Origin of the sequence: Aeromonas sp. YN13HZO-058 (genome assembly GCF_001921245.1) — a bacterium.
GTDB lineage: Bacteria > Pseudomonadota > Gammaproteobacteria > Enterobacterales > Aeromonadaceae > Aeromonas > Aeromonas allosaccharophila.
The window spans coordinates 1-18,474 of record NZ_MQSY01000036.1 but is presented as its reverse complement, the minus strand read 5'-3'; the positions used below and the strand labels follow the sequence as shown (position 1 = coordinate 18,474).

Below are 18,474 nucleotides of genomic sequence, written 5' to 3'. Positions count from 1 at the left end.
GGATGCGTTATTGATGGCCGTCTGGCGGCGCAAGCCCAAGCAGCCGGTACTGGTGCATTCGGATCAGGGCAGCCAGTTTACCGGTGGTGAATGGCAGGACTTTCTGAAGGCCCACAACCTGAGTTGCAGCATGAGCCGACGCGGCAACTGTCACGACAATGCTGTCGCCGAGAGTTTCTTCCAGTTGCTCAAACGGGAGCGGATCAAGCGCAGGATTTACGCGACAAGAGACGAAGCCCGCAGCGACGTATTTGATTATATCGAGATGTTTTACAACCCAATCAGGCGTCATGGTTCCAATGATGGGCTGTCGCCGGTAGAGTTTGAAAGGCAGTTTATTTTTCAGCAACAGAGTGTCTAGAAAATCAGGGGCGATTCACACCCACTGACGGGGCTGCGCAAGGTGAAAACCCAAGAGAATGAAATGTCGTTCCTGACGGCAGCCGAGATCGACCTGCTGCTGGCCAGCGGTGCCAAGTCGCGCGTTCCGGCCCTGACCACCGTGGTCAAGCTCTGTCTGGCCACCGGTGCCCGCTGGTCTGAGGTGCAGGGGTTGAGCCGATCCCTGGTGAGCAAATACCGGCTGACCTTCACCCAGACCAAGAGCAAGCGCAATCGCTCGGTCCCTATCTCGCCAGAACTCTATGAAATCATCCCCAAGCGGGGCCTCTATGAGGGCAAGCTGTTCCCCCCATGCTATGACGCATTCGAATACGCCGCCGAAAATTCAGGGGTAAAACTGCCCGAAGGGCAACTTTCTCACGTCCTGCGGCATACGTTTGCGAGCCATTTCATGATGAACGGTGGTAATATCCTTGTCCTACAGAGCATCCTCGGTCACAGCAGCATCACGATGACCATGAGATACGCACACTTTGCCCCCGATCACCTTGATGACGCGGTCAGATTAAACCCTCTGGCCAGCCCTCACTCATAGGCAAAAAATGGCGGCAAAGTGGCGGCAGAATTACGTAAGCATTGCATAACACGGCGCACCGTTGCGCCATAACCCTTTGTTTTAACTATAAGTCGTTGAGTTCATTACTATGCCTAAAAAATTCTATGTGTCGTGGGACAACCTGCAACGTGAAGCTCGCCGTCTGGCCCGTCGTCAGCTGCCTGTCAGCCAGTGGAAAGGTATCATCGCGGTCAGCCGCGGTGGTCTGGTGCCCGCTGCCCTGATGGCCCGTGAACTTGGCATTCGTAATGTGGAAACCCTCTGCATCTCCAGCTATGACCATGACAACCAGCGCGAGCTGGTGGTTGTGAAGGCCGCCACCACAGCCGGTGACGGCGAAGGCTGGCTGGTGGTGGAAGATCTGGTGGATACCGGCACCACCGCCAAGGCGATCCGCGAGCTCTACCCGAAAGCCAAGTTCATTGCGATCTTTGCCAAGCCGATGGGCGAAGCGCTGCTGGACGATTTCGAAGTGGCGATCCCGCAGGATACCTGGATCGAACAGCCGTGGGATATGGCGCTGGAGTTCGCCACACCGATCTGCGACGAACAGTAACAGGATCGGAATTTGACGTTCACTGCGTCAATTGGCCGCACGCGGCAAGAATGGTTTCACAGGGCTCCAATTAGGAGCCCTGTTTTTTTGTCTATCAATCTGTTGCGGGGTGGCTGAGTGGCGCTAAAAGTGGTTAAGATGGACCATTGCCTGATATGAATGAGACACTATCTTGGACTTGAACGACGACCTAAACCTGACCGAACAGCTCTTTACCCGCGTCAAGAAGGTATTGGAAACATCCGAGATCTCCAACTCCAGCCCGGCTGATCTGGCGGAGGCCGCGTCAGACGAGATGTTTATCGACGGCTCCATGTCAAAGAGTTGGTATCGCCTGCTGCGCCGACCCTCCTGGGCCTGGCAGGGGGCTGATCCGATCGAGGTGGAGCAGACCCTGGCCCGCATCGCCATGGCGACGGGTGAGCGCACTCACGACTGCTATCTCGATACCATCAAGGGCTATGTGCCCGGCAACTGGATCTACGAGTGGAGCCAGGTGGCTGGCAACTATTTCAAACAGGGCCGCGAGCTGCGCGAGCAGGGGGATGCCGCGGGTGCGCTGAAACAGCTGCTCAAGGCGGTGCGCTACTACTCCATCGCCAGCTATCCCCATCTCAAAGACGACGAACTGGCGGATCAGGCCCAACTGCTCGGCAACATGGCCTATCGCGAGGCTGGCCGCCTGTTCAAGGTGCCGCTCAAAGAGATCCAGGTGCCCTTTCGCGGCAAGAATATTCAGGGTTATCTCCACCTGCCGACCACCGACAAACCGGTGCCGCTGGTGATCATCAGCGGCGGGATCGACTCACTGCAGCTCGATTTCCTCAACTTCTATCTCAAGCGACTCGAACCCCATGGCATCGGCATGCTCTCTCTCGACATGCCGGGCATCGGCTATGCCGAGCATTGGCCGCTGGTGCAGGATACCAGCCGCCTCCATCAGGCGGTGCTGCACTACCTCTCCGAGGTGGCCTGGGTCGATCATCAGCGTATCGCCATGGTGGGGATGCGTTTGGCGGGGAATGTCGCAGCCAGACTGGCCTTTATCGAACCGTTCAAGCTGCGTACCGTGGTCTGTGTCGGGGCCGGGGTCAATCAGGTGTTTACCAATCAGGAGCTGTTTGCCAAGTGCCCGCGCATGATGCGGGACAGTCTGGCCAACCGGTTGGGGGCCGATGCGGCGCAGTGGGACGGCATGCGTACCAAGTGCCAGGTATTTTCACTGAAAACGCAAGGATTACTGGGGACTCGCACCTCTGTGCCGATATTGAGTATTGGACACAAGCGAGATTTTATTTGTCCCGAGCAGGATGTACGGGCATTGGCGGCGGCCAGTCGTAATGGCAAGGCCATCGTTTTCGATAAGCAGCCTTTGCTGGAGGTGTATGACAAGGCGCTGGACGAAATCGTCGAGTGGCTGAAACAGCATTTGTGTACCTGATATTGCGCTAAAAAACTGACGCCATCCCGAGGTGGCGCGGCTTGTTTAACAGGGAGGTTAACATGTCTGAAAAAGTGACCTACAAGCGACTGCTGCGGCAGTTTGCTGCCATTGGCCCCTATTTGCGCGAAGATCTCTGCGAAGAGGGGCGTTATCGTTTCGACTGCCTGTCGGTCTGCGTCAGCGCCAAGCCGGCGCCGGACAAACGGGAGTTCTGGGGCTGGTGGCTGGTGCTGGAGCAGGACGATCACCATTTCCGTTATCACTATCAGCTCGGTTTCTACAATGCTGATGGCGAGTGGCTGGACAAGCCGATCCCCAAGAAGCACCAGGTCGAGGTGGAGCGGACCCTCAACCGTTTCTACAAGCTCATCAGCGACAAACTGACGGCACTGGAGTGCCACTTGGTGCCTGCCGAGCAGGTCACTAACGAATTGAGCGTCACCGCCGCCTGATCCCTGATGCCCGGCAAGCCGCGTCACGCCTCTTGCCGGGCCATCAGTCAGTTATTTTCCACTCCGCTCGCAATCATCCGGGCCTTTGCCCGCATCTCCTCACCCCCGACGTTAATTGCCTTGCAGGGCTCCATGGCCGTGGGTATAAAGATATTCCTTACTTTTTTAGCCTTTATGCTCCCATGGAAAACAGAACCATAGTCGTCAAGTTGGGTACCAGCGTGCTCACAGGGGGGTCTTCCCAGCTCAATCGTGCCCATATGGTCGAGCTGGTCAGACAGTGTGCGGCCTTGCACCGTCACGGCCATCGGGTCGTGGTCGTTACATCAGGGGCGATCGCCGCCGGGCGTGAGCATCTGGGCCACCCGCCACTAGCGCCAACCCTGCCCAACAAGCAGATGCTGGCGGCGGTCGGCCAGACCCAGCTCATTCGGGTATGGCAGGATCTGTTCAACCTCTATGGCCTGCATATCGGCCAGATGCTGCTGACCCGTGCCGATCTGGAAGATCGGGAACGCTACCTCAATGCCCGCGACACCCTGCGTACCCTGCTTGATCACCGGATCATTCCGGTGATCAACGAAAACGACGCAGTGGCGACCGCCGAGATCAAGGTGGGCGACAACGACAACCTCTCCGCCCGTGCCGCCATTCTGGCGGATGCGGATCTGCTGATCCTGCTGACCGACCAGAAGGGGCTCTTCACCGCCGATCCGCGCACCAATCCGGATGCCCAGCTGATCGAAGAGGTGCAGACCATCGACGACACCCTGCGCTCGCTGGCGGGTGACAGCGTCAGTGGCCTCGGCACCGGTGGCATGGCCACCAAGCTGCAGGCGGCCGATGTGGCGCGTCGTGCCGGTGTCAACGTGGTGATCGCCACCGGCCAGATGCCGGAGGTGATCGGTCGTCTCGCCAAGGGCGAGCGGATTGGCACCCTGTTCCCTGCGTTGGCGTCCCCGCTGGAAGGGCGCAAGAGCTGGATTTTGGCAGGCCCACCCCCTCACGGCGAAGTGCAGGTGGATCAGGGTGCAGTGGCCGCCATGAAGGATAAAGGCTCCAGCCTGCTGCCCAAGGGGATCGTCGCGGTCAGGGGCGACTTCATCCGGGGTGATGTGGTGCGCATTCTCGATCCCAAAGGGGTTGAACTGGCCCGCGGCATCTGCCGTTACGACCATCTGGAGCTGGAGAAGCTGCGCGGCGTCCACTCGGATCAGATTGAGCAGGTACTGGGCTACGGATATGGTTCAGTAGCCATCCATCGAGACGATATGGTGCTGCTCTGAGTGGATCGGTGTTAGCAGCCCAGAGCCAACGATGGCTACGGGATCTGTGGGCTATCCACCGAGATAATAGGGTGCTGCTCTAATCAGGGCGGCACAGCATGAATAAAAGGGAACCGAGATGAGTCTGGAGAAAATGGGGCAGGCGGCCCGTGAAGCCGCCTATCAGCTGGCCACTATCAGCACGGCGCAGAAGAATCGGGCGCTGGCCGCCATCGCCGACGAGCTGGAGGCGCGAAGCGAGCAGATCCTCGCGGCCAACGACAAGGATATCGCGGCTGGCCGTGAGGCTGGCTTGTCAGAAGCCATGCTGGATCGCCTGCTGCTCAATCCGGCTCGTCTGGCCGGGATTGTGGCCGATGTGCGCAAGGTGATCACTCTGGATGATCCGGTCGGTGCCGAAATGGATAGCCGGGTGCTGGAGAACGGCTTGCGGCTCTCCCGTCGGCGGGTGCCCATCGGGGTTATCGGCGTCATCTACGAGGCGCGCCCCAACGTCACCATCGACATCGCCAGCCTCTGCCTCAAGACCGGCAACGCCAGCATACTGCGTGGCGGGCGCGAGACCTTCCACTCCAATCTGGAGCTGGTGCAGGTGATCCAGCATGCGCTGGTCGCCTCCGGCTTGCCGCAGGCGGCGGTGCAGTACATCGACAATCCGGATCGGGCGCTGGTCGGCGAGTTGCTGCGCCTCGACCGTTATGTGGACATGATCATTCCGCGCGGCGGTGCCGGGCTGCACAAGATGTGCAAGGAGAACAGTTCCATCCCGGTCATCATCGGCGGTTTCGGCATCAGCCACATCTTCGTCGACGAGAGCGCCGATCTGGTGCGTTCCCTGGCGGTCATCGAGAATGCCAAGGTACAGCGTCCCTCCGCCTGCAATGCCCTCGATACCCTGCTGGTACACGAGAAGGTGGCTGCCACCTTCCTGCCGCAGCTGGTGGCGCTGATGAATGAACGCAAGGTGACACTGGTCGGCGCGGCCAATGCCATGGCGCTACTGGCGGGCGCCGACAATCTGTGCGAGGCTGGGCCAGAGGATTTCGATACCGAGTGGCTGGGGCTGACCCTGGGGGTCAAGCTGGTGGCGGATGTCAGCGAAGCGCTGGCTCATATGCGCGAGCATAACGCCGGTCACTCTGATGCCATCCTGACCAACGATCTGGCCAATGCCGAGCGTTTCGTCAATGGCGCCGGGTCGGCGGCAGTCTACGTCAACGCCTCGACCCGTTTCACCGATGGCGGCCAGTTTGGTCTGGGCGCTGAAGTGGCGGTCTCGACCCAGATGCTGCATGCTCGCGGCCCCATGGGGCTCACCGAGCTCACCAGCTACAAGTGGGTTGGGCAGGCCGATTACCTCAGCCGAGCCTGATAACAGGCTGTTTCACATACAAAAATGCCGACCACATGGTCGGCATTTTTTTCGCTGGTATCGCATCGATACCATGCAGTGCGCTATCGCTTTGGGTTATTCCCCCTGATAGAGCACCTTGTCACCGGACTTGAGCACATAACCCTTCCAGGGGAAGAGGATGTAGTCGCCACCTTGCCAGGACCAGTTGCCTTCCGCGCCCTGACGGGTCAGCGCAAGCAGCTCGCCGCTTGGCAGATGCAGTTCGGCCTGCGTCTGGTCAGCGTTGAACAGCACGAAAGCGCTGCTGGTCTGGCTGGTATCGGTCGGGTTCAGTCGTACGCCCTGTTCAAACAGGCGCACGCACTGGTTAGCCAGTGGTGACCACTGGTAACCGGCACTGCCGATACAGCCGTGGCTGTCGCGATCACTGCCTGGCATGGTGCCTGTCATAGGTTGCTCCGGTGCGCTGCAGGCGGCCAATAGCAGAGAGGCGGCCAGCAGAGTCAAGGTTCTCATGATTACTCCTGCTTGTCTTCGAGATGATCCCGTTCAATGACGATGTTGGAGAATCCCAACTCTTTGAAGTAGTTCTCCTGGTAATCCTTTACGCTTTTTTTGTCACGGCGACAAACCTGAGCCAGCTGAGCCTCCATGGCGTGGAAACTGGTGAGATCCAGCCCTTCGGCAGCGGCGATGGCGTCGTAGATGCTGCGGAACTTGTCGTTCGCGTAGCCGATCTCTTTGGCCTGTTTTTTATAGGTATAGGTAATCTTAAAGGCCATCTTGCCCTTCCTTCTTCGATTTGGCTTGCTTGCGCTGGACGTAGAGGTAGAGGCTCTCTACCTTCTCCCGAGCCCAGGGGGTCTTGCGCAAGAACTTCAGGCTGGACTTGATGCTGGGATTATCGGTGAAGCAGCGGATATTGATCTGCTGCCCCAGCTCTTCCCAGCCATAGTGTTCGACCAGCGCGGTGACGATCGCTTCCAGGGTCAGCCCGTGCAGCGGGTTGTTTTTCTGCGCCGGGGTCGGCTGTTCTGCGCTCATGCCTGCTCCGCCAGTTTGGCAAAGGGTTGGCCCATGCGGGTGGTCACCCCGTTGGCCAAGTGAGGTTCGAAACCGGCCAGCATGCCCGGGCCAAACAGGCAGACCACGGTGCTGCCCAGCTTGAACAGACCCATCTCGGCGCCTTTTTGCAGGGTAATGGCCTCGTCGCCCGTGTAGTCCCAGCGCACCACCTTCTTCTCTTTGGTCGGCGCAATGTTGCCGGCCCAGATGGTCTCGATGCTGGCCACGATAGTCGCGCCGACCAGCACCAGCGCCATGGGGCCGTGCGGGGTGCGGAAGGTAGCGACCACCCGCTCGTTGCGGGCAAACAGGTTGGGCACGTTCTCGGCGGTGAGCGGGTTGACGGAGAAGAGATCCCCCGGCACGAACACCATGCTCTCCAGCACGCCGTCCAGCGGCATATGGATGCGGTGGTAATCCTTGGGCGCCAGATAGATGGTGGCAAAGTCGCCATCCTTGAACGGCGCAACCAGATCCTCATAGCCACCCAGCAGCTCGCGGGCGCTGTAGTCGTGGCCCTTGGCCTGAATGATGCGGCCCTGCTGGATGGGGCCGAGCTGGCTGACGGTGCCATCCACCGGCAGCGCCAGGGTCATGGCATCGTCAACTATCGGGCGGATACCGGGCTTGAGCTCACGGGTGAAGAAGGCGTTGAAGCTCTTGTAGTGGGCCGGACTCTCGTGCAGCGCCTCGCTCATGTCGACCTGATACTGCTTGATAAAAGCCTCAATCACTTTGGTCGTGAGGTTGCCCGCTTCGGCTGCGGCAAACTTGCCGATCAGACGGGAGAGGGCGTGCTTGGGCAGACAGTATTGACCGGCAATTTTCAGGTTGTCAGTAATGCTCATGTTCATCATCAACGTAGGTTTTTTAGGGTCACAGGCGCGCCTGTTGGCGACCGTGACGGGCTTCCTGCATGGTTTCCAGGATGCGGTGATAGTTGTGGAAGCGATCGGCGCTGATGGCGCCACTGTCGACTGCCGCCCGCAGGGCACAGCCGGGATCGTCCTTGTGGGTGCAGTCGCGGAACTTGCAGCCACCCAGATAGTCGCGGAACTCGATAAAGCACCAGGTGATGCGATCGGCTTCCAGATGCCAGAGGGCGAACTCGCGGATCCCGGGGGAGTCGATCAGATCGCCGCCGCTCGGGAAGTGGTAGAGTCGCGCCGTGGTAGTGGTGTGCGTACCGAGTCCCGAGTTTTCGGAGATCTCGCCGGTGAGCACATCCAGCCCCGGCATCAGGGCGTTGGTCAGGGACGATTTGCCGACCCCGGACTGGCCGACGAAGATGCTGATCTTGCCTTCAAACTGGGCCTTGAGCTCGTCGAGTCCTTCGCCGCTCTCGCAGCTCACCAGGATCACCTGATAGCCAAGCTTGCGATAGGGTTCGAGCTGGCGATCGATGCGCTTGCGCGCCGCGTCATCCAGCATATCGACCTTGTTCAGCACGATGAGCGGCTGGATCTCCACATCCTCGGCGGCCACCAGATAGCGGTCGACGATGTTGGTGGAGAACTCGGGCATCACCGCCGAGACGATGATGATCTGGTCGATATTGGCGGCGATGGGTTTGACCCCGTCGTAGAAGTCCGGCCGAGTCAGTACCGAGTGGCGCGGATGCACCGCCTCGATGACGCCCGCTGTCGCGGCATTGAGGCCGGGACGCCACACCACCTTGTCGCCGCACACCAGACTGCTGATGCTGCTGCGGCGCAGGTTGCTGCGGTGGATGGTGCCATCGACCGCTTCCACGTCTGCGTGCTGACCAAAACGGCTGATCACCACCCCTTCGATGGCCGGGCCAAACAGGGTGTCATCCACCACCGTGGAGTGATCTTTTTGCAGCCGCCGTTCGCGGTTGGCCTGGACGCGCCTTTGTTGACCCAGATTGAGTTTTGCTTTCTTTGCCACTCGATTCGCCAGTTTATGAACAGATCCAAAGCCAGTATGATACATGCAAATTGGCAAAATTCCGCCATTCCTCCCAACAGAGAGAGCAATCATGACAGTCAGCGCGCAGAACCTGGTATGGATCGACATGGAGATGACGGGTCTGGACCCCGAACAGAACGTGGTACTGGAGATCGCCACCATCGTCACCGACAAGGATCTGAACGTACTGGCCGAAGGGCCGGTCATCGCCATTCATCAGAGTGATGAAGAGCTTGCCAAGATGGACGACTGGAACGTCAACACCCACACCAAGAGCGGTCTGGTGGCCCGGGTCAAGGCGAGCCAGCACGACGAGGCGAAAGCCATTGCCGAGACCCTCGACTTTATCCGCCAGTGGGTGCCGGAGCGCACCAGCCCGCTGTGTGGCAACAGCATCGGTCAGGATCGCCGCTTCATGGTCAAGCACATGGCCGAGCTGGAAGCCTTCTTCCACTATCGCAACGTGGACGTCAGCACCATCAAGGAGCTGGTCCGTCGCTGGCAGCCAGAACTGCTGGATCAGTTCACCAAGAGTGGCACCCATCAGGCACTGGATGACATCCGCGAATCGATCGCCGAACTGCGCTTCTATCGCAGCCACGTCTTCAAGATCTGAGTCACTGGCAAGGAGTTGCCCCGGTTTGGTTGCTAAAATCGACAGTTCGGCCAGCTTTTGAGCGAACGCGCGCAACCAGACAAAAAAGCCCTTGCAATTGGAATGTCTGCTCTTATAATTCGGCTCCCGTACAGTAGCGCAAGCAACCAAATGCTGTACGGCCTGTTTTAAGGTAGTTGCGGGAATAGCTCAGTTGGTAGAGCACGACCTTGCCAAGGTCGGGGTCGCGAGTTCGAGTCTCGTTTCCCGCTCCAATAAGTGATGATGAAACTGGTTCAGTCCAGCCCGATGCGGGAATAGCTCAGTTGGTAGAGCACGACCTTGCCAAGGTCGGGGTCGCGAGTTCGAGTCTCGTTTCCCGCTCCAATAAGTGATGATGAAACTGGTTCAGTCCAGCCCGATGCGGGAATAGCTCAGTTGGTAGAGCACGACCTTGCCAAGGTCGGGGTCGCGAGTTCGAGTCTCGTTTCCCGCTCCAATCATCATTGCACCTTCGAACACAATTTGTTGCGGGAATAGCTCAGTTGGTAGAGCACGACCTTGCCAAGGTCGGGGTCGCGAGTTCGAGTCTCGTTTCCCGCTCCAATCTATTTGCAAATGACATTCTGTTGCGGGAATAGCTCAGTTGGTAGAGCACGACCTTGCCAAGGTCGGGGTCGCGAGTTCGAGTCTCGTTTCCCGCTCCAAACAGTTTTTAGTAGATATATGTAAGTGATATTCCGTTGCGGGAATAGCTCAGTTGGTAGAGCACGACCTTGCCAAGGTCGGGGTCGCGAGTTCGAGTCTCGTTTCCCGCTCCAATCACTTGCAAATGACATTCTGTTGCGGGAATAGCTCAGTTGGTAGAGCACGACCTTGCCAAGGTCGGGGTCGCGAGTTCGAGTCTCGTTTCCCGCTCCAAACAGTTTTTAGTAGATATATGTAAGTGATATTCCGTTGCGGGAATAGCTCAGTTGGTAGAGCACGACCTTGCCAAGGTCGGGGTCGCGAGTTCGAGTCTCGTTTCCCGCTCCAATCACTTGCAAATGATATTCCGTTGCGGGAATAGCTCAGTTGGTAGAGCACGACCTTGCCAAGGTCGGGGTCGCGAGTTCGAGTCTCGTTTCCCGCTCCAATCACTTGCAAATGATATTCCGTTGCGGGAATAGCTCAGTTGGTAGAGCACGACCTTGCCAAGGTCGGGGTCGCGAGTTCGAGTCTCGTTTCCCGCTCCAATCACTTGCAAATGATATTCCGTTGCGGGAATAGCTCAGTTGGTAGAGCACGACCTTGCCAAGGTCGGGGTCGCGAGTTCGAGTCTCGTTTCCCGCTCCAATCACTTGCAAATGATATTCCGTTGCGGGAATAGCTCAGTTGGTAGAGCACGACCTTGCCAAGGTCGGGGTCGCGAGTTCGAGTCTCGTTTCCCGCTCCAATCACTTGCAAATGACATTCTGTTGCGGGAATAGCTCAGTTGGTAGAGCACGACCTTGCCAAGGTCGGGGTCGCGAGTTCGAGTCTCGTTTCCCGCTCCAATCTCTCTTCGAATTCAATCTCTTTTCCCCCCAAGCTCAAGAATCCAGTTTCTCCATACAATCACGGCCACATTCAGTTGGTAGAGCATGATCCGTGCTTGCCAAGGCTGGGGTTGCGAGTTCGAGTCTCGTTTCCCGCTCAAAATCTCTCTCCTCGAAGTACACCAATCCATATTCGAAATTGCCCATCACATCGCGCTGCGATGCTTTGTCGTATCTGGCGTTTACTCCGCGCGTCTCAGCCGTCTTCTGTCAACAGGAAGGGCATGCGGGGGCTCACTCTGTGGGCTGAACGAGACAAGCGGTGGTGACCGGAGAGGGTAAATTGCGGGCAAAAAAAGAGGAGGGGCCTTGGCTCCTCCTGCATGATTCACTGGCGCGGGCTTAGACCAGAGTAACGTTCTCAGCCTGGGGGCCTTTTTGGCCCTGGGTCACAGTGAACTGGACTTTTTGACCTTCAGCCAGAGTTTTGAAACCGGTGCTCTGGATGGAGGAGAAGTGAACGAAAACGTCCGGACCCTGAGATTGCTCAATAAAGCCAAAACCCTTGGTTTCGTTGAACCATTTTACCTGGCCGGTGCGAATGTCAGACATGTGCTAAATCCTATCAATAACAAAATGAAACTAAGCCCGTGCTGGGCTGCATTTGCCTTGCAAGCAGGGGTTGGCTCATGACTGACCACGTCTATTTGTCCCAGTAGCACGTAGAACAATCCCTGTCTAAAGCACAAACGATTGTACGTTAGCGCCGATCCTTGTCAATTTGACCCCTTTCGTTTTTTGAACAAGCTAAAAATATTGTGAAGTCAGTAGCTTATTTGAAGAGATTTGACCGAAAAAAACGGGAGGCCAGCGCCTCCCGTGTTGTTATTCCTTGAGGGCGAACCCTTCACCCTGCCGGTCGTAGCGGTAGACCGCCTGACCGTAGGAGCGGATCTCCACCCGCTGGATGCGGCGGGTGTCGTCCACCAGAATAAAGACCGTTCGGCCCGATTGCAGGCGGGTCAGGGGGCGATCCGGCCCCTCAATGGCGATCAGGCGGCTCAGCTCGGCACCCGGCAACTCGAATTTGCGCCAGATGGAGTAGAGGGTCTCACCAGCCTGAACATCGTGTTGCAGCCAGGTGCCGTTGACCTTCTCTTCGACCGGTTTGGTTGCCGCAGGCGCACTGCCTGCCGCGCCGTTACCGACGGTGAGGGCCTGAGCAGGCACAGCCAGCGGTACTTCCAGCGAGCCGGAAGGGGCGGCTTTGGGGGCGGACGGCGCCGGCTCCCAAGCCAGCACCAGCAGCCAGAGCGGGACCAGGATCAGCAGACCTATGGTGTTTTTGCGGGGCAGCGGGCTGGACAGCTTGAATTTGCCTGCTTTGGCATCCTGGCGGCGTTGGCCAAGGTTGCTCATCCCTTGGCCAAAACGTTGGCGCAGGGACAGGGTCGCGGCATTGATGCGATGGAGCAGGGATCCTTGTGATTCGTCTTGGCGACGCTGCTGGGCTCGTCTGTTATGGCCTCGTGGGCGACGGTCCGGGGTGGGCACGGCATTTACCTCTCACTACATTGCCTGCCATCAGGCAAATTCGTTGCCTATGGTAAACGGACTCGCCCCCGAGGGGGAGAGTCCGCGAGAGGAAAATTATCAGCTGAGACGAAATTGACCCAATAATTGCTGCAATTTGTCGGCCGCCTGACGCAATGCCTGACTGGCTTTGGCCGTTTCGGTCGCATCCTGAGCAATGTCGTTGGCCAGTGCGTTGGTTTTTGACAGGTTGCCGGAGACGGTCTCGGAGACCGAACTCTGCTCTTCGGCGGCGGAGGCGATCTGATAGGTCATGTCGTTGATGGTGGAGATAGCTTTGTAGATGCTGCCGAGCGCCTCTTCCGCGAGATCCGCTTCGCTCACCGCCTGATGAGTCAGTTGCTGGCTCTGGGTGATAGCGTTGACCGCATTGCTGGAACTCTGGCGGATCTTCTCGATCAACTCCTGGGTGTTCTGCACCGCTTGCTGGGTATTGCCCGCCAGTTTGCGCACCTCGTCGGCGACCACCGCAAAGCCGCGTCCCTGTTCGCCTGCCCGTGCCGCCTCGATAGCGGCGTTGAGGGCGAGCAGGTTGGTCTGATCGGCAATCCCCTGAATGACGGTGAGGATGCTGGTGATCTGGGCGCTGTCGTGAGCCAGCCCTTCGACCACTTCGGCCCCTTTACCGGCTTCTGCCGCCACCTTGTGCATCGACTGGATCACCTGCTGGAAGCGCTCCTTGCCCTGATCCGCCGCGCCTTGCGCCTGTTTGGCCGAGTCGGCGGTGTTGTTGGCGTGGGTGGCGACCTCCTGACTGACATAGGACATCTCTTGTACCGCAGTCAGCATCTGCTCCATCTCCGCCTGATGATGTTGCAGGTTGGTGTCGGTCTGACCGGCGATGCGATCTGTGTCGCAGGCGTGACGGTTCACCTCGCTGGCCGTTTTCAGCACATCCCCGAGCAGCCCTTGCAGCTTGTCGATAAAGCGGTTGATCCCCTTGGCAAGATCCCCTAGCTCATCCACCGAGCGGGTCGCGAGGCGCTTGGTGAGATCCCCCTCGCCATCGGCGATGTCATCCACCAGGCTGACCATCTGACGGATAGGGCCGGTGATGCTGCGGGCAATCACCAGCATGGTGGCCAGCGCCAGTACCAGCACGATAAAGGCGCCGACCAGTTGCTGGGTCACGGCGGCCCGGTTCATCTCGTTGAGTTGGCTCTCCAGCTGATCGGCCCCAGCTAGCACCACCTTGTAGGGCAGGGTGACGATGATGGCCCAGTTGCGGCTCATCCCCGGCACCATGATGGGGACTGAAATACGGAATGATTCGTCCAGCTCCTGACGTTGTACTTCCGGTTTCAGGTACTGCTGCCACTGATTGCCGAGCAATTTGTCGGCGCGGCTGCCAAGCAGGCTGGCATCACCGCTGGTGCCGGTAATGACGCCGGCGGCGCTGACGATCAGGGTTTCCCCCTGGCCGTCATAAATGTTGCTGTTGAGGCTCTTGGCCTGACGGCTGATGGAGTCTACCGCCAGGTCCAGCGCAGCGATTCCCTTGAACTGACCGCCCACCAGAATGGGGGTGGTGATAGTGCTCACCAGTACCTGCTGGCCGTTGATGTCCACCTTGAAGGGATCGATCAGGCAAGAGCGACCTTCCCGTTTCGGGCAGGCGTAGTAGTCGTTAGCGGGATTGCCGAATTCGTCCGGGTCGGTTTTTTCGATGGAGAGCAGCAGATCGGTGCCAATTTGATCCTTGTCGCGATAGAAGTAGGGCACGAAGCGCCCCTTGTCGTCACTACCCAGCGCCGTCTGGCCAGCGAAGGCGGCATCCTTACCGTCGAAACCGTTGGGTTCGAAGCCGGCGAAAGCACCATAGAGCTGTGGTTCCAGCGCCAGTTGCGCCTTGAGCAGGTCGGTTGCCTGCTGGCGATCCAGCGGCAGCTTGCCCTGTTGCTGCAGGGCGAGGGCGCTCGCCATCTGCTGGGTGTAGGAGAGCCCCTTTTGCAACAGTTGGGTGATGGTGGCCGCCTCGGCGCGGGCATTGGCGCTGACCTTCTGCCATGCCTCTTGCTGCAGCGCTTCACGGCTGGAGCTGATGGTCAGTTGTTGGGTTTGTTGGCCGGAGTATTGGTTGAGCAGGATCAGGATGACCAGGGCTGCGGTCATGGCGATCCCGGCCATCACTAGAATGCGATTCTGGATAGAACGGAACTGCATCGTCTCTTCCTTGTGCGTGAGAAGTGTGGTGAGCGTTATCTGAGTATCGACCGGAGGAGGCAGCTCTCCAGCATTGTGCATAGCAAATCGGAAACGGGGCTTCTGTTTTGCGATCCTCTTCAAATATCGGGCTACAGATGAAAATGGTGACAGATTTAATTCCCTACTTTAGCCCGCAATGGCGTCATGGTTTTCCCATCCGCGATGGTCGGTGCTAAAATGCGACGGTTTTTTCTAACGAATTGGCCCAAGGCCCTCTACACAAGGCTTAAAGATGAAAGTCAAAACCCGTTTTGCTCCCAGCCCGACCGGCTTTTTGCATGTCGGCGGTGCCCGTACCGCACTCTATTCCTGGTTGTTTGCAAAGAACCAGGGCGGTGAGTTCGTGCTGCGTATTGAGGATACCGACCTGGAACGTTCCACTCAGGAGGCGATCGACGCCATCATTGAGGGCATGGAATGGCTGGAGCTGAACTGGGATGAGGGCCCCTACTACCAGACCAAGCGCTTCGATCGCTACAACGGCATCATCGACGAGATGCTGGCCGATGGCCGCGCCTACAAGTGCTACTGCTCCAAAGAGCGTCTGGAAGCGCTGCGCGAAGGCCAGATGGCCAACGGCGAGAAGCCCCGTTATGACGGCAAGTGCCGCGACCACGCCCACGAGCACCCGGCCGATGCGCCGCACGTGATTCGTTTCCGCAACCCGACCGAAGGTTCCGTGGTGTTCGATGACCACGTTCGTGGCCGCATCGAGTTCGCCAACACCGAGCTCGACGATCTGATCATCCGTCGCACCGATGGCGCGCCGACCTACAACTTCTGTGTGGTGGTGGACGACTGGGATATGGAGATCACCCACGTGGTGCGTGGTGAAGACCACATCAACAACACCCCGCGCCAGATCAACATCTACAAGGCACTGAATGCGCCGGTACCTGAGTTTGCCCATGTCTCCATGATCCTGGGTGACGACGGCGCCAAGCTCTCCAAGCGCCACGGTGCGGTTTCCGTGATGCAGTACCGCGACGATGGCTACCTGCCGGAAGCGCTGCTGAACTATCTGGTGCGTCTGGGCTGGTCCCACGGCGATCAGGAGATCTTCACTCTGGATGAGATGATCAAGCTGTTCAGCCTGGATGCCATCTCCAAGTCTGCTTCCGCCTTCAACACCGACAAGCTGCTGTGGCTGAACAACCACTACATGCGCAGTCTGGATCCGGCCTATGTGGCCAAGCATCTGGCCTGGCACATGGCCGATCAGAAGATCGACACCAGCAAGGGCCCGTCACTGCCACAGGTGGTGACCCTGCTGGCCGAGCGCTGCAACACCCTGGTCGAGATGGCCGCCCAGAGCCGCTATCTGTTCGAAGATTTTGAGGCGATCGACGAAGCCGCTGCCAAGAAGCATCTGCGCGGCGTTGCTGCCGAGCCGCTGACACTGGCCAAGGCCAAGCTGGCGGCACTGGATAGCTGGACCACCGAAGCGTTGCACGAGCTGATTGAAGCCACTGCCGCCGAGCTGGGTCAGGGCATGGGCAAGGTCGGCATGCCGCTGCGCGTAGCCGTGACCGGTCTGGGTCAGTCCCCCGGCATCGACGCCGTGATGGCACTGGTCGGCAAAGAGCGGGTACTGGCTCGTATTGACCGCGCACTGGCTTACATCGAAGCCCGCATGGCTGCCGAGTAAGTTCTGCCGAGGTGGCAGGCGAGGGGATCACCCTGCTCTGCCACATGCTGAATAGCAAAAATCCGAAAGCACAGGTTTCGGATTTTTTTATGGCCAGCGCACAGGCTTATTGCACTTTGGGATAAAAAAATGCCAGTCAGCTGACTGGCATTTTTATTGGGACAGAGTGCCGCTTAGTGGCTGTCGACCCAGACGAACTTGAGCACGAACAGCAGGGCGACCACCAGCACGCAGGGGTTGATTTCGCGCCAGCGGCCGGTGCCCGCTTTCATCACGCAGTAGGAGATAAAGCCAACGGCGATCCCCTCGGTGATGGAGAAGCTGAACGGCATCATCACTGCGGTCATGAAGGCCGGGACCGCTTCGGTCAGATCTTCCCACTTGACCCGGGTCAGCTCGGAGCACATCAGCACGCCCACATAGATGAGAGCGCCAGCGGCGGCATAGGCCGGTACCATGGCGGCAACCGGGGAGAAGAAGATGGCCAGCAGGAACAGGATACCCGCGATGATGGCGGTCAGACCGGTGCGGCCGCCGACGGCGACGCCGGAGCTGCTCTCGATAAAGGCGGTGACCGAGGAGGTGCCCATGAAAGCGCCGCCGACGGAGCTGACGCTATCAACCATCAGCGCCTGCTTCATGCGCGGGAAGTGGCCGCGATCATCGGCCAGCTTGGCGCGGTTGGTGACGCCAATCAGGGTGCCGGAGGAGTCGAACAGGTTGACCAGCATAAAGGAGAAGATGATCCCGGCGAGACTGATGTCGAGCGAACCCATCAGATCCAGCTGGCCGAACACCGGTTCGATGCTGGGGGGCATGGAGACAAAGCCCTTGAAGGTGACATCGCCAAACAGCCAGCCGAGGGTGGTGGTGACCACGATAGCGATCAGCACGGCGGAGTGGACGCCACGGGCAGAGAAGATGCAGATCAGGAAGAAACCGAGCAGACCCAGCAGGCAGGGCAGGGAGGTGAGGTTGCCCACGGTCACCATAGTTGCGGGGCTCGCGACCACGATCCCGGCGTTGTGCAGGCCGAGCAGGGCGATCAGCAGACCGATACCGGCGGTGATGCCAACCCGCAGGGTGAGCGGGATGTTGCCGATCAGCCAATAACGCACCCGCAGCAGGGTGAGGATCAACAGACCCATGGCGCCCCAGAAGATGGTGCCCATGCCCACTTGCCAGGAGTAGCCCATACCCGCGACCACCACGAAGGCGAAGAAGGCGTTGAGGCCCATGGCGGGAGCCAGCGCGATCGGCAGGTTGGCCAACAGGCCCATCAGGATGCTGCCGATACCGGCGATCAGGCAGGTGGTGACGAACACGGCCTGGGTGTCCATGCCAGCCGCAGAGAGGATCTGCGGGTTGACGAACACGATGTAGACCATGGTCAGGAAGGTGGTGATGCCGGCGATCACTTCGGTGCGGGCGGTAGTGCCATGGCCTTGCAGGGCAAACAGGCGCTCAAGCAATCCTTGCCCGGCGGCCTGATTGGCAGCTTGGTGTTGTTGATTCATGTTGGATTCCAATAGGTGACGTGAAATAAGCAGCAGGGGAACGGGCTATCCCATCCATGCGGGGTAAATTGCCCTGTTTCTGGCGGTTAAGTAACCAGACTCGTCCTGATACCGTGACAGCGCGCACATTTTTACACAGGCGGCGCCGTTTACAAACCCTGGATCTGCGAAGCAGATCAATGAATAGAGCAAAAATTCAAACGTTTGCTTTTTGAGCATAAAAAAAGGTTCTCAGCAGAGAACCTTTTATCGGAAAAAGGGGGTTTAAAGGGTAATGCCGATCAGTTAAGGATCCATTGACCGATCCTGCTGATGTGTAAAAATCCGAAACCTGTTGATTGGTTTCGGATTT

The 18,474-nt window shown here is 58.6% G+C and carries 17 protein-coding genes, 13 tRNA genes and 1 pseudogene; 22 read left to right on the top strand and 9 right to left on the bottom strand.

The window, feature by feature from the left end; all coding sequences use genetic code 11:
• From BSP75_RS08410 to BSP75_RS08380, 7 genes and pseudogenes are all read left to right on the top strand, one after another.
• Positions 1–361 (top strand): IS3 family transposase (locus BSP75_RS08410; protein ID WP_148140665.1); only part of this gene is annotated, 361 nt, incomplete at its 5' end.
• Positions 362–379: 18 nt separating this feature from the next.
• Positions 380–937: pseudogene (locus BSP75_RS08405) on the top strand (tyrosine-type recombinase/integrase); the annotation flags it as partial.
• A gap of 109 nt (positions 938–1,046) precedes the next feature.
• Entirely contained in the window at positions 1,047–1,514 is a 468-nt protein-coding gene (gpt, locus tag BSP75_RS08400) for a xanthine phosphoribosyltransferase (RefSeq protein WP_058053568.1), read from the top strand.
• A gap of 172 nt (positions 1,515–1,686) precedes the next feature.
• Positions 1,687–2,955, top strand: a complete 1,269-nt coding sequence (gene frsA, locus BSP75_RS08395) for an esterase FrsA (RefSeq protein ID WP_075112880.1) — start codon at positions 1,687–1,689, stop codon at positions 2,953–2,955.
• 62 nt (positions 2,956–3,017) lie between these two features.
• The gene (gene crl / locus BSP75_RS08390) at positions 3,018–3,410 is read left to right on the top strand and encodes a sigma factor-binding protein Crl (RefSeq protein ID WP_075112879.1); all 393 of its coding nucleotides are present in this window, start codon (positions 3,018–3,020) and stop codon (positions 3,408–3,410) included.
• 182 nt (positions 3,411–3,592) lie between these two features.
• Positions 3,593–4,696 carry a glutamate 5-kinase gene (proB, locus tag BSP75_RS08385; protein ID WP_042656667.1) on the top strand — a complete coding sequence of 368 codons (1,104 nt, stop codon included), beginning with the start codon at positions 3,593–3,595 and terminating at the stop codon, positions 4,694–4,696.
• Between the two features lie 118 nt (positions 4,697–4,814).
• Positions 4,815–6,068, top strand: coding sequence for a glutamate-5-semialdehyde dehydrogenase (locus tag BSP75_RS08380; RefSeq protein ID WP_075112878.1), 1,254 nt, complete (start codon positions 4,815–4,817; stop codon positions 6,066–6,068).
• Positions 6,069–6,164: 96 nt separating this feature from the next.
• Here the strand turns inward: BSP75_RS08380 and BSP75_RS08375 are convergent, their stop codons facing one another.
• From BSP75_RS08375 to rsgA, 5 genes are read right to left on the bottom strand one after another with little or no spacing between them, the layout of a single operon-like run.
• Positions 6,165–6,566 carry a hypothetical protein gene (locus BSP75_RS08375; RefSeq protein WP_042059975.1) on the bottom strand — a complete coding sequence of 134 codons (402 nt, stop codon included), beginning with the start codon at positions 6,564–6,566 and terminating at the stop codon, positions 6,165–6,167.
• Between the two features lie 2 nt (positions 6,567–6,568).
• Positions 6,569–6,832, bottom strand: coding sequence for a DUF2960 domain-containing protein (locus BSP75_RS08370; RefSeq protein WP_075112877.1), 264 nt, complete (start codon positions 6,830–6,832; stop codon positions 6,569–6,571).
• A complete protein-coding gene (locus BSP75_RS08365) occupies positions 6,822–7,094 on the bottom strand; it encodes a VF530 family protein (RefSeq protein WP_075112876.1) in 273 nt (90 codons plus the stop codon). The genes BSP75_RS08370 and BSP75_RS08365 overlap by 11 nt, the downstream gene beginning before the upstream one ends.
• Positions 7,091–7,963 (bottom strand): archaetidylserine decarboxylase, encoded by an 873-nt coding sequence (gene asd / locus BSP75_RS08360; protein WP_075112875.1) that lies wholly within the window; start codon positions 7,961–7,963, stop codon positions 7,091–7,093. The genes BSP75_RS08365 and asd overlap by 4 nt, the downstream gene beginning before the upstream one ends.
• A 28-nt stretch (positions 7,964–7,991) precedes the next feature.
• A complete protein-coding gene (gene rsgA / locus BSP75_RS08355; RefSeq protein WP_075112874.1) occupies positions 7,992–9,026 on the bottom strand; it encodes a small ribosomal subunit biogenesis GTPase RsgA in 1,035 nt (344 codons plus the stop codon).
• Positions 9,027–9,117: 91 nt separating this feature from the next.
• Here rsgA and orn point away from each other — a divergent pair, with 91 nt between their 5' ends.
• The 14 genes from orn (at position 9,118) to BSP75_RS08285 (ending at position 11,177) form a co-directional block, all read left to right on the top strand.
• Positions 9,118–9,663, top strand: a complete 546-nt coding sequence (orn, locus tag BSP75_RS08350) for an oligoribonuclease (protein ID WP_042656672.1) — start codon at positions 9,118–9,120, stop codon at positions 9,661–9,663.
• A gap of 178 nt (positions 9,664–9,841) precedes the next feature.
• Positions 9,842–9,917, top strand: a tRNA-Gly gene (locus BSP75_RS08345).
• Positions 9,918–9,953: 36 nt separating this feature from the next.
• Positions 9,954–10,029: transfer RNA gene (locus BSP75_RS08340), tRNA-Gly, on the top strand.
• Between the two features lie 36 nt (positions 10,030–10,065).
• A tRNA-Gly gene (locus BSP75_RS08335) sits at positions 10,066–10,141 on the top strand.
• 31 nt (positions 10,142–10,172) lie between these two features.
• Positions 10,173–10,248 (top strand) — tRNA-Gly (locus BSP75_RS08330).
• A gap of 25 nt (positions 10,249–10,273) precedes the next feature.
• Positions 10,274–10,349 (top strand) — tRNA-Gly (locus BSP75_RS08325).
• Positions 10,350–10,387: 38 nt separating this feature from the next.
• Positions 10,388–10,463 (top strand) — tRNA-Gly (locus BSP75_RS08320).
• A 24-nt stretch (positions 10,464–10,487) separates the two neighbouring features.
• Positions 10,488–10,563 (top strand) — tRNA-Gly (locus tag BSP75_RS08315).
• Positions 10,564–10,601: 38 nt separating this feature from the next.
• Positions 10,602–10,677 (top strand) — tRNA-Gly (locus BSP75_RS08310).
• A 24-nt stretch (positions 10,678–10,701) separates the two neighbouring features.
• Positions 10,702–10,777: transfer RNA gene (locus tag BSP75_RS08305), tRNA-Gly, on the top strand.
• A gap of 24 nt (positions 10,778–10,801) precedes the next feature.
• Positions 10,802–10,877: transfer RNA gene (locus tag BSP75_RS08300), tRNA-Gly, on the top strand.
• Between the two features lie 24 nt (positions 10,878–10,901).
• Positions 10,902–10,977, top strand: a tRNA-Gly gene (locus tag BSP75_RS08295).
• 24 nt (positions 10,978–11,001) lie between these two features.
• Positions 11,002–11,077: transfer RNA gene (locus BSP75_RS08290), tRNA-Gly, on the top strand.
• A 24-nt stretch (positions 11,078–11,101) separates the two neighbouring features.
• Positions 11,102–11,177 (top strand) — tRNA-Gly (locus BSP75_RS08285).
• A gap of 384 nt (positions 11,178–11,561) precedes the next feature.
• Here BSP75_RS08285 and BSP75_RS08280 read toward each other — a convergent pair.
• The 3 genes from BSP75_RS08280 to BSP75_RS08270 form a co-directional block, all read right to left on the bottom strand.
• Complete coding sequence (locus BSP75_RS08280) at positions 11,562–11,771, bottom strand: cold-shock protein (RefSeq protein ID WP_042010507.1); 210 nt, start codon at positions 11,769–11,771, stop codon at positions 11,562–11,564.
• A 273-nt stretch (positions 11,772–12,044) separates the two neighbouring features.
• Positions 12,045–12,713, bottom strand: a complete 669-nt coding sequence (locus tag BSP75_RS08275) for a LysM-like peptidoglycan-binding domain-containing protein (RefSeq protein WP_058053576.1) — start codon at positions 12,711–12,713, stop codon at positions 12,045–12,047.
• 99 nt (positions 12,714–12,812) lie between these two features.
• Positions 12,813–14,915: a methyl-accepting chemotaxis protein gene (locus BSP75_RS08270; RefSeq protein WP_075112873.1), complete on the bottom strand. Its 2,103-nt coding sequence runs from the start codon at positions 14,913–14,915 to the stop codon at positions 12,813–12,815.
• Positions 14,916–15,189: 274 nt separating this feature from the next.
• Between BSP75_RS08270 and gltX the strand changes: the two genes are divergently transcribed.
• Positions 15,190–16,605, top strand: a complete 1,416-nt coding sequence (gene gltX, locus BSP75_RS08265; RefSeq protein WP_075112872.1) for a glutamate--tRNA ligase — start codon at positions 15,190–15,192, stop codon at positions 16,603–16,605.
• Positions 16,606–16,778: 173 nt separating this feature from the next.
• Here the strand turns inward: gltX and BSP75_RS08260 are convergent, their stop codons facing one another.
• Positions 16,779–18,122 carry an NCS2 family permease gene (locus tag BSP75_RS08260; protein ID WP_042059992.1) on the bottom strand — a complete coding sequence of 448 codons (1,344 nt, stop codon included), beginning with the start codon at positions 18,120–18,122 and terminating at the stop codon, positions 16,779–16,781.
• Positions 18,123–18,474 lie beyond the last annotated feature (352 nt).